The sequence below is a fragment of the Serratia sp. H1w genome, from assembly GCF_000633355.1.
GTDB lineage: Bacteria > Pseudomonadota > Gammaproteobacteria > Enterobacterales > Enterobacteriaceae > Chania.
This window is the reverse complement of record NZ_AYMQ01000049.1, coordinates 1-10,504: the sequence shown is the minus strand read 5'-3', so window position 1 is coordinate 10,504 and position 10,504 is coordinate 1. Positions and strand designations below refer to the sequence as shown.

The 10,504-nt window shown below is 51.4% G+C and carries 7 protein-coding genes; 4 read left to right on the top strand and 3 right to left on the bottom strand.

Translation table 11 applies throughout. The features are described 5' to 3' along the window. The first annotated feature begins 11 nt into the window (after positions 1–11). From dpdJ to dpdD, 3 genes are read left to right on the top strand one after another with little or no spacing between them, the layout of a single operon-like run. Positions 12–4,538, top strand: coding sequence for a protein DpdJ (dpdJ, locus tag U869_RS0110480; RefSeq protein WP_025122245.1), 4,527 nt, complete (start codon positions 12–14; stop codon positions 4,536–4,538). After that, on the top strand, positions 4,535–5,077 hold the full coding sequence (gene dpdK, locus U869_RS0110475; RefSeq protein WP_025122246.1) for a phospholipase D-like domain-containing protein DpdK: 543 nt from the start codon (positions 4,535–4,537) through the stop codon (positions 5,075–5,077). Before dpdJ ends, dpdK begins: the two co-directional genes overlap by 4 nt. Further along, positions 5,074–7,329 (top strand): protein DpdD, encoded by a 2,256-nt coding sequence (gene dpdD, locus U869_RS0110470; RefSeq protein ID WP_025122247.1) that lies wholly within the window; start codon positions 5,074–5,076, stop codon positions 7,327–7,329. Before dpdK ends, dpdD begins: the two co-directional genes overlap by 4 nt. A gap of 42 nt (positions 7,330–7,371) precedes the next feature. On the opposite strand, the gene queD is transcribed toward dpdD, so the two are convergent. Next, the gene (gene queD, locus U869_RS0110465) at positions 7,372–7,734 is read right to left on the bottom strand and encodes a 6-carboxytetrahydropterin synthase QueD (protein ID WP_025122248.1); all 363 of its coding nucleotides are present in this window, start codon (positions 7,732–7,734) and stop codon (positions 7,372–7,374) included. 613 nt (positions 7,735–8,347) lie between these two features. Between queD and U869_RS0110460 the strand changes: the two genes are divergently transcribed. Further along, on the top strand, positions 8,348–8,890 hold the full coding sequence (locus U869_RS0110460) for an RNA 2'-phosphotransferase (RefSeq protein ID WP_025122249.1): 543 nt from the start codon (positions 8,348–8,350) through the stop codon (positions 8,888–8,890). 152 nt (positions 8,891–9,042) lie between these two features. Here the strand turns inward: U869_RS0110460 and U869_RS0110455 are convergent, their stop codons facing one another. Both U869_RS0110455 and U869_RS30005 read right to left on the bottom strand, forming a co-directional pair. Continuing rightward, positions 9,043–9,396, bottom strand: coding sequence for a hypothetical protein (locus tag U869_RS0110455; RefSeq protein WP_025122250.1), 354 nt, complete (start codon positions 9,394–9,396; stop codon positions 9,043–9,045). 1 nt (position 9,397) lies between these two features. Beyond that, positions 9,398–10,504 (bottom strand): RHS repeat domain-containing protein (locus U869_RS30005; protein ID WP_232785350.1); only part of this gene is annotated, 1,107 nt, incomplete at its 5' end.

The following is a 10,504-nucleotide window of genomic DNA, read 5'->3' as shown; positions in this document are numbered from 1 at the left end:
ACTGTAGTTCAATGGAACAGATTATTTGCGCAACGCTCGATGCGCTGGAGTCGCAGGAGTCGGTACTGCTCACCTGGGGTAACACCCAAGGTTTTTTCAGCCAGATCGAGCTCAGCAATATTATCACCCAAGTGCTACAGAGTTACCCGCTCGCAGCTAGCGGCCTCACCAGTTTCGGCGTAGCTAAGGTTATGATCGATCGCGGATTGTTGTTGCGCCACCAGCAGAATGGTACTTCGGTGTTTCGTACTCGCATGGCGGAGTCGGTGCGGCTATACAGCCAACTTCGCCAGATGTTTCCCAAGCATGCCCGGGGTGATAACTGGCGCACCGCACCGACTCTGGTGTCCGACTATCGCTTCCTGCGTCGTAAGCGCAAATACCCTCTGCGCAATCTAAAGGCCGCAGAGGTTCTGAAGCAACTTGATGAAACAGCCAATTTTACCCCTATACACCGCCTGCTTCTGTCGGCACTTATCAGCCACTCAAGCGGAATGTACAGTCTGGCTCGCTTTCAGTTGGATGCTTGCAAAAACGTGCTGCGAGGCATTCAGCAGAGCCAACATCGCTCGACCGCCACCATTGTCTGCGCAGGCACCGGGACCGGTAAAACGCTGGCTTTCTATCTGCCTGCTCTAACCTTTATCGGCAGCGAACTGGTTACCAAAAGAAAAGACGCGGTGAAGGCGCTGGCTATCTACCCGCGTAACGAACTGCTGAAGGACCAGTTTATCGAAACGCTGCGCCAGATGCGCAAACTGAATGGTGAATTGGCAAAGAAAGGCGTGCGCAAGGTGCGGATCGCAGCGCTGTTCGGCATGGTGCCGCTGAATAAAGACGCGATCTATCGCGACTACATGAAAAGTGCCTGGAGCCACCATCGCGACGGAATGATTTGCCAGTATATTCCCTGCCCGACAGAGAGTTGCCGCGGTAAAATGGTCTGGCGCACGTCCGATATTGAAAACAGCATTGAGCGTCTGTACTGCGATAGCTGTAGCCAGACTATCGAGCCTGACGAAGTGATCCTGACACGCAAACGTATGAAGGTCGAACTGCCTGACATTCTGTTCACCAGTACCGAAATGCTGAATAAACAGATGGGAAATCCGTTTCTAGCATCGCTGTTTGGTATTGGCAAAAACGTTGTCCCTCCTTCAATGATGCTGCTCGATGAGGTACATACCTATTCCGGCGTCAGCGGCGCACAGAACGGCATGCTGATCCGCCGCTGGCGGCATCTGTCCGGTGCCACGCCGCACTTTGTTGGGCTGTCCGCAACGCTGGAGCAGGCGACGTGCTTTATGGCTTCGCTAACCGGGCTGGAAGAGCGTCTCGTGCTTGAGGTCAGCCCGACCGAGGACGATATGGAAACGGAAGGTGCAGAGTATATGCTGGCGCTACGCGGCGACCCGGCTTCCCGCTCCAGCCTGCTGTCAACCACCATTCAGGCCTCTATGCTTACCAGACGTATGCTCGATAACGCTGCAGCGCCGGTCAGCAGCGGTATTTACGGAACGCGCAGCTTTGTCTTTACCGATGATATCGATGTAATTAACCGCCTATATTTTCAGCTGCTGGATGCCGAAGGCCGTTACTCAAACGGCAATGTCAACGCCAATAAAGAGCCGCTGGCTATGCTGCGCGGCGATGCGCCAAATAACGAGAAATTTACCTTTGGTCAGCAGTGGCCGTTGGCCAAAATGATCGGCCATACACTCGACTCCGCTGACCGAAGCAACGTGAAACGCACCTCTTCGCAGGATGCTGGTGTCGATCACGCTGCGGACCTGATTGTCGCTACCGCATCACTGGAAGTCGGATTCAACGACCCGAGCGTTGGTGCCGTTATCCAGCATAAAGCGCCGCGCGATAACGCCCAGTTCCTGCAACGTAAAGGACGCGCCGGACGTCAGCGCACCATGCGCCCATGGACCGTAGTGGTACTGTCCGACTACGGTCGCGACCGCATGGCATTTCAGTGCTACGAAAACCTGTTTGAGCCGGTACTAAAGGCGCGTCAACTGCCGGTCGGCAACAGCTACGTACTGCGTATGCAGGCGGCCTTTGCCACTATGGACTGGCTCTCTAGTCGCAATGAGTATCTTAATCAGTACAATCGCGGTATCTGGGATGATTTGTCCGTCCCGCAGGACAAAGCTAAGCCCTCTGTAGCTCAGGCAAAGTTGGCCGATCTGATTGAAGATCTGCTGAACAGCCAGAAAACCCAGCAGGTGTTCAGCACATGGCTGGCAGAGGCGTTAGGGATTAAAGACAATCTGCTAGAGTCATTACTTTGGCAACCGCCGCGCGCGATTATTACAGCGTTCCTGCCTACGGTACTGAGAAGGCTGCGCTCCAACTGGTCGCGCCTTGGCGTTGAGCAGGCCGATAACTGCCGCAAAAGTACGCCGATGCCGGATTTTATTCCGTCTGCATTGTTTAATGATCTTTGTCTGCCAGAGTTGCAGATTAACATGCCAGATGAAGCCGGTCAGGAGCCAGATGCGCATAGCATGCCGATTTTGCAGGGGATGAAAGACTTTGCCCCGGGCCGCATCAGCAAGCGTTTTGCCATCAAAAGCATCCGCGAACGCCATTGGGTTGTGCCGAAAAACCTCGATCTGAAAGACGGAGCGCATCCCTTCCCAATTGACGACTACTGCCCGCCAGACAAACGTGAGCTCATGCCAGATGGCTATATCACCACTCGTAGTGGCATGCGGGCTATTCCCTGCTTCCGTGCCTGGGAAGTGACGGCCAGCACGCCGCCGGATGATTTTAAACTGAGTGAAACCTCAAACGCGTTTCTGGCTTGGCACAGCGAGATTCGCCCGCCTCAGAGCGGCATCCCAGCCGAAGTGCCATCCAACAATGTCTGGCAGAACATTTTCCAGCAGGTGGAGTTTTACAGCCATCAGCAGCACTGCCCGATCGAAGCCGTACGTTTCGCCACCGGCTCACGCGCCAATATTAAATTCAGCGACCAGCGCGAAGACCTGCAGATTGACTTCAAATTTGAACATGAGGGCGGACCTGCTGCGTTTGGCTTCTCGTTGTGGGTGGATGCGGTAAAATTCCAGTGTCGGCTACCCAATTTTGACCTCGCCAGTATCAGCAACAACCTTGAACTGATGGCCGGATTGCGCACTGCGCGCTTCCTGTATGAAGTTAGCCATGACGAGACTATTAGTGTTAATCCTTTCCTTGGTGGTTGGCTAGCAGAAACCGTTCTGGCAGGCATCGGCAGCGAAGCAGTATTGAAAAAATGTACTCCGGAACAGGCGTTTCACGCACTGCAACACAACAGCGCGGGGATCGCCCTAATTGACGTACCGGCATGTATCTTTCAGACGCTGTATGATGCGCAAACTGGCGCAGAGGTTGAACAGGATCTACAGCAAAGCCTGCGTGAACTGCTGTCCCAGGCTCCGGTGATGGCAAAAATTGAAGACTGGGTGGAGTTGCTTTGGCAGCCGCTGGATAGCACCTGGCTGGAGTGGTTGGCCCTCAACTTCATCAACACGCTGGGTGCGGCGCTGCTGCAAACTGCCATGCAGTTGTGCCCAGACGCCGACGACAATGACTTGATCCTTGACCTCAACGGCGGGCCGGTGCGCTCTGCGCTGTTAACACCTGACCAGCACGAAATTTGGCTGTCGGAAACCACCGTCGGCGGCGGCGGCATCCTTGAGAAGATCCAACAGATTTACCGTGAAGATCCGCGCTGTTTCTTCGAGTTGCTGGACTTCAACCTCAGCTCCGGCGACTACGAAACAATGGACAATAACGTTTGGCACCTGCTGCAAACCCTGGGAAGCCCGAGCTCCGCGCTTCCCATGTGTATCAGCGCCATGCGCAGCGCCGGCACTCACGCCAGTCAGCTGCAGGCGCAACGCGGCCTGCTGAGTGAGTTGCAACGCAGCGGCTTTATGACCAGCCACAGTTTTCTATCGGCTATTAACACCCGCTTGCTGAGGCCAGGAACCGATGCCAGCAGTGACGCTTTTTTACTACAGTTGCATCAAGAGTGGCGCAGGGAAGAGCAGCGGCTGGGAATCGAGTTGCCGCAGCGCGTCTATGCCTTCACCTGCAGCCAGTCCTCCGCGCTTGATCGACAACTACCGCAGGCCAGCCACGGACAGTACAACCTGGAGAGCTGGCGCTTTAATACCTGCAACGGCCTGCTGTGGCCACGCGGCCATACCATTCGCGATGCTTGGCTGACCTGGTACAACCCCTACAGTTTTGCTGGGCCGACCGAGCGCCTGTTGCTGGCTCACGTCGTGCAGCACAGTTGCGCTCAAGTGCCGCTCAGTCAGCCAAACTGGATGCAGGAGTGCCACCAGCACCTGGAGAATAAAGGCAAATGTGAACTGCTGGCCAAACCGGGCGATGCGCTGAATGAGGCCATCGCGACTCTGTTGGTCACCCCGGTGGAAATGTACGGGCTGTTCTTCTACCCGCGCGTCAGCGCCCTGCGCCGCCACAACAATGACACCTTCGCCATGATTGATATTCCGGAGGCGATCCAATGAGTACTCGTCGTATCTTTAAATCCAGAACCTCGCGCCAGAGTGAAGTGATGGATGTGCTCAGTTCCTTGCTGGTGGCTGAGATCGCCCAGCCTAGCGCGGAACTGTGGATCGTCTCTCCGTGGATCACCGACCTCGATTTACTTGATAACCGCACCGGCCGTTTCGACTATCTCGAACCAGCCTGGGGGCAGCGCCAGGTGCAGACCTCTGAGTTGTTGGCTCGCGTGGTTGCCAACGGCGGCACGTTGAAGGTGATGACCAATGAGCTCCAGCATAACGCACGCTTTATCCGCCAGTTAACCGAACGTGTCGCCAACTACGGTATGTTGGATAACCTGTTCATCGGCCAGAAAGAGCTGCTGCATACCAAAGGGTTACTTGGAGATCATTTCTTCCTAAGCGGATCGATGAACCTGACGATCGGCGGGATCGAGATCAACGACGAACAGATCAACCTGACCACAGACAAAACCGCTATCGTCCAAGCGTTGCTGGCGTTTAATGATTTTTACCAACCGGCACAGGCAGGTGTGCAATGAACAACTCTGACAGCGAGCAGTTTCTGCGCACCTTTTTCCATAGAGAAAAAAATATTATTTCTTGGGAAAAAATCACGGGCGGCCTACTGGAAGCGTCAACCTTGCGGCGACTGAACCCCTGGCTTGAAGATGTCCGCAATGAACGCTTCCCTGTGATCCTGCCGCGCGTAGTGAAGGGTAGCAATGATAAGGTCACCTGGTATGCGGTGGCCGATGAGGAGCGGAACTATGTGGAGTTGCGCGAACTGTTAGACGCGCATGTCGGCACCTCGTGGTCCGATTTTAACCGCCAACGCACGATGCTGGATCCGAACGACCCGGTGGAAAAAGCGCTAATCGAACGTTATGGCGACAGCGTGTATAAATTCAGCTCGCTTTCGCAGTCGAGGATCCCTGAGGTTTTCAACGGTATTGAACGCTTGCGCCAGCAACTCGCCAACCGGCCGAGTCGCCAACTCGCTCTTTTGCGCCCGCGTGGTCGTATTCTGCGTGATATTCGTGCCTCCCTACGCCGACGTGATGTGCCGCAGACGCGCCTTTACCTGCAGGAACTGCGTGATGTCGGCGGTATAGGACATATCAACGAGCTGTTTATTGAACTGCGCTGCTTGGCGCTTGAGGGGGATGCCAAAAGCCTGCTTGATTCGACTGAGCTGCGCCGGGTGCTGGATATGCCACACCCGCTGGTGCTGGCCGAAGAGGTGATGGCAGTCTTCTATCAGCAGATGTTGCTGAAGTATGAGCAGGAGGGCGACCTCGCCGGCCAACGTCGGGCATTCACCGATTCTCTGGCGAAAAGCGTGCCGCGCCTATTTCAAGTGACCCAGGGTATCAACGCGCCGGCGGCGGTTAAAAATACCTTGCTGTGGCTGCTTTCCGACACGCAGAGCGACCCGGCAAGACTGATGGAGCAAGCTCAACAATTGGTAGCCAGGATGGAGGGGGCAACGGACGATGACCGCCTCTGGATCAGCCAGTTGCTGGCAGCCCTCCCCGTAGTGTCGGCGGCTGCTTTGCTTTCGACCACCACCGATGACCTGCTCGCTAGGGCCGACGAACACCCTGAAAGTGTGCTGGAAGAGGTGCTGTTGCTGCCAGTTGGCACGCGTGGCGTGGCCATCGCTTTACAATGTGCCTGGGTCGTGGGCAGTGCAGAAGCGGCAGTGAAGGCCATCAGCTATCTTCAACAGTTGGCGCAACAGCAGCGTGACCCGCTGTTGGCGAAACCGACCTTCCAGCGTTACTACACAGCGCTACAGTTACTGCTGCCTGCCACACGTACAGAACATGATACCGCCGGGCTGAATAACTGGCAGGACTGGCTGCAGGAAGTGGTGAATAACCCGCAGTGGCAGGGTGCGATTGAAGTAGTAGAACAGGCCAGCCATCAGTGGTCCGCCACAGCTCTCCAGCCCGATGCATTTGTTACGCTGTTGGATAAAAGTAACAGCAAAGCTAGCATGGTGCTTCGCGATGCCATTCCAGTGCTGCTGGAGTGGTTGGATAACAATCAGACCAGCGCTTCATGGCAGTCTGTCAGACTGGCGTTGCTGCAACAGTTGGTGTTGGACGACAACAGCTCACGCGAAGATGTCTTCATTGCTTGCGATCTCGCTCGTGGCTATTTAGCGGGTGATAGTAATGCGAACGACTATCGCGAACTGATAGAATACCTACAGGAGATGATTGAGACTTCCGGTACGAGTAGTGCTAGCGCCTGGCTGGATATACTAGAACTGTTCCTGATCTACCCTACTGCTGACCAACCCGCCAGAGAGCGATTATTCAATCTGGTATTCAGTAAGTTTTACAGCAACCCAGCCCGTTATAGTGAGCTGCAGTGGAACCTGTTGGCTCAGTTTGCTGAGGAAGGCGATCTTATTTGTGAAGTTCCTTCTCAGATTGCAAAGGATGGTGAAGAGAACGCGGATGAGGTATGTGTAGGAACAACACTGAATCACAAGGTGGTAGGCATTTATACATTGACCGATTCGGTAGCGCAGCGCGTGAAAAAACAACTATTAGCTGATTACCCTCAGGCTGATATTCGTCTCAATAATGATAAAGGTGGTTCGACCATGCTGCGTTCATTGGCGAAAGAAGCGGATGTATTTATCTTTGCCTGGCTGAGTTCCAAGCACTCTGCTTATTATGCAATAAAAGAAGAGCGCGGGGAAAAACCTTTCCTGCAACCTTCAGGCAAAGGTAGTACGAGCATGCTAGATTGCATTCGTAGTTATCTAAAAGGGTAGTTAAGTGAGGTGGCGTGTTCACGCCACCAGTCACTTCACGGGCTATTCACAGCGATAAATACAACCTGCTGTGCATGTTTCTCTCACAACTACCGCACTCAGAATTGGGAGTTGTGGTTTGACCTGATTCCATATCCACTCGGCCAGTACTTCACTCGTAGGATTTTCCAATCCAGGAATATCATTGAGATAATAGTGGTCCAACTGGTCCAGCGTCGGTTTGAAAATTGCTTTTAGCTCTGCAAAGTCAATAATCCAGCCGGTATGTTTGTCTACCTCTCCAGTGATCTCAAGGCGTACAACGAAAGAGTGTCCATGCAAGCGCCCGCATTTATGCCCATCCGGTACGTTTGGCAGGCGGTGCGCTGCTTCAAATGTGAAATCTTTGTATAAAGTTGTTTTCATGGTGACCTCATTTTTTGTTATATAGTAACAATAAGGGCGGTGGTTTCATAGTTTTCCGATCTAACTTGTCTAATTACCAGAGGAGGGCAACATTTAATATAGTAATAAAAGTGTTGTTTGTAGTATTGAGCTAAGACTGAGAATGTGTTTTATCTTATTGTTAAATATGTGTTTTATTTAAATTCCCAGCTAGTATTGCCTGCCCAATTTGAGTGCTTGCATGTAAGTTATACGTCCATCTGTAACGTAAGGGCACCTTTATCATGTGGTTTTCGTGGTAGCGGTAATGACCTGCTCATCGAATACTTATTTGCTCATCTGGAATGTTAGCGACATTCCCTATCCTTCCCTTTTCATTGCTTCCTACACATACATACACTTCTTCTTCATCTGCTTCTATGTAAGCGATAAATCCATCATGATAGACACTCGCCAGCGACTCCCATTCCCCATATAAATCAAAGTTATCTATCCTACCATTCAGTAGAAACCCAATAACTTCCTTCTTCCAGAAACTTTATCTTTTCGCATAATCACTCCAAATTTGATATCTTTATTAACTCCACCATAGGCTACTAGGTATTATGCTGATATTAAAAACCAGGAATCTGAAATGAGTAGTCAAAATCAAGAAGTAAGTAAGTTTTTAAGTTATGTATTACGTCATCAACCAGAGTCTATCGGTTTAACTCTGGACAGTGAGGGGTGGGTAAGCATCGACTCACTTATCACCTGTGCGACCCAAAAGGGTAGGATACTTAACTTACAGTTGATAAAATTGGTTGTGGAGAACAGTGACAAGAAGCGCTTCTCTATTTCTGACGATGGCTGCTATATCCGTGCTGTACAGGGACACTCCTCACCGCAAGTGGATATTAAGTATGAGGAAAAAACTCCACCACAGTATCTTTACCATGGCACAGCAATACGTTTTATCAATTCAATTCATCAAGATGGCTTGATCGCAGGCTCCCGTCAGTATGTACATCTATCTTCTGATATAACTACAGCAACAGCGGTTGGCCAGCGGCATGGTAAACCTGTTGTATTAACACTAAATGCATTGGCCATGTACCAAAATGGCTTTAAATTTTACCAAGCTGATAATGGTGTGTGGTTAACGGCTACAGTGCCGGCGAAGTTTATCTGCGAGTGAATGACGGATTCGGCCTAACCTAGAGTAACTTGAACATAAGTTCGGGGACGGTCTGTCCCCGAGCTAAAAATTGAACATATATGAATACTATCATAATTTTATTATATTAAAAAAATATAATTCGCCATCCAAATTTCGCGATTGGTCATTCATTATCCATCATATTCAATGGTAGCTTCTAATGCACTGCGAAGCCAATCCCAAAATCCACTAAATTCAATAACATTCTCATATCCTTCGTTAGCGAAATCATGAATGATTATTACTCGTCCTGGTTTATCTTTATCCCAGCATGCGATGTCATCATTATCCTCACGCCTCGCGAATGGAACTAGTTGCCTTGATGGATATCTAGATTTTATTCCATCATAACGTGATCTTAGCCTTTCTCCTTGAAGTATTATCCATGGGTCAAAATCTAGCAATCCTTGTTCTGCTATCCTATTGAATTCCATGGGGTATTCAAACCATTCTGGAAGTTCGTCTTTTGTAAGAAATTTATCCATTTTATTCTATTGAGCCTATAATTGGTGAGCCATTAGGGTATGTATTTCTATATCCGGAGTTTTGTTTTCCAATTCGTAGCATGATCGCATCTTCCCATGTAACAGGGACACCTTTTTTAGTCGTAAATCGCTCAATAAATTCAGTCGGTAAAGGTGAGTTTCCATCATGCACTCGAGCCTGAACATTCACATTGGCGCGAGATGCAGCTAAAACACGGGTATTATCTATGGTTGTTAACCCTCCATCGCTCATTCTTACCACATCGATTGGATCTCCTTTCCAACCATTCTCAATCATACTCTTTGTTAAATCACCAGCATTGTTTACTGAACTTTGGCTATATCTTATTTCATGAGGATTTAAATCCACTGTCGGGATGTCTGGTTCCCCTAAATTAACCACACTAGCAGTCTTTTCTCCTGTAGCAGGCGGGCAATTCCCCGGCACGCTCGTCAACCCCAGCGGATCCACCCAACCAGTTGGGTTAGGCACATACTGCGTCTGGTTCAGCCCACCCGCCAGCCCAATCGGGTCCGGCGTGATAAACCGTGCCGTCTCCGGCGAGTAATAACGATACCGGTTATAGTGTAGCCCGCTCTCTACATCGTGGTACTGTCCCTGGAATCGCAACGGTTGTGCCACTGCGCCAACGAACGCTACCGCCAGATTGCCGTATGCGCGGTACGCCGCACTCCAGGCAACCTGTCCTTTGCCGTTGACCAGTTCCTGCGGAGTGCCCAGATGGTCGGTCAGGTAGTAGTAAATCTCAGACTTGCGCCCTTTCCCCAACAGCTGTGCCAGCGGCACAAAGCTGCCGGGGGTGTACAGGTAGCTTTTATAGGTTGCCAGGTGCGCCGGTTTTGGGTCGTCCGCCGTAAAGATATTATCATCGTCAGCGCATTCTGCCACCATCCGCTCACCCTGCCAGAAGAAGCGGGTGAGGGCATCGGGCCTTTGAGCGAGCAAGTCCTGCTTGTGGATACGCCGCCCAAACGCATCGTAGGCATAGGCGAAGTGGGTTTTCTGCCCCTGCCGCTGTTCAATAAACTCCACCAGTCGGTGCTGGCAGTCATAACGGAACTCTTGTACCCACAGTGGCTTGGTGCT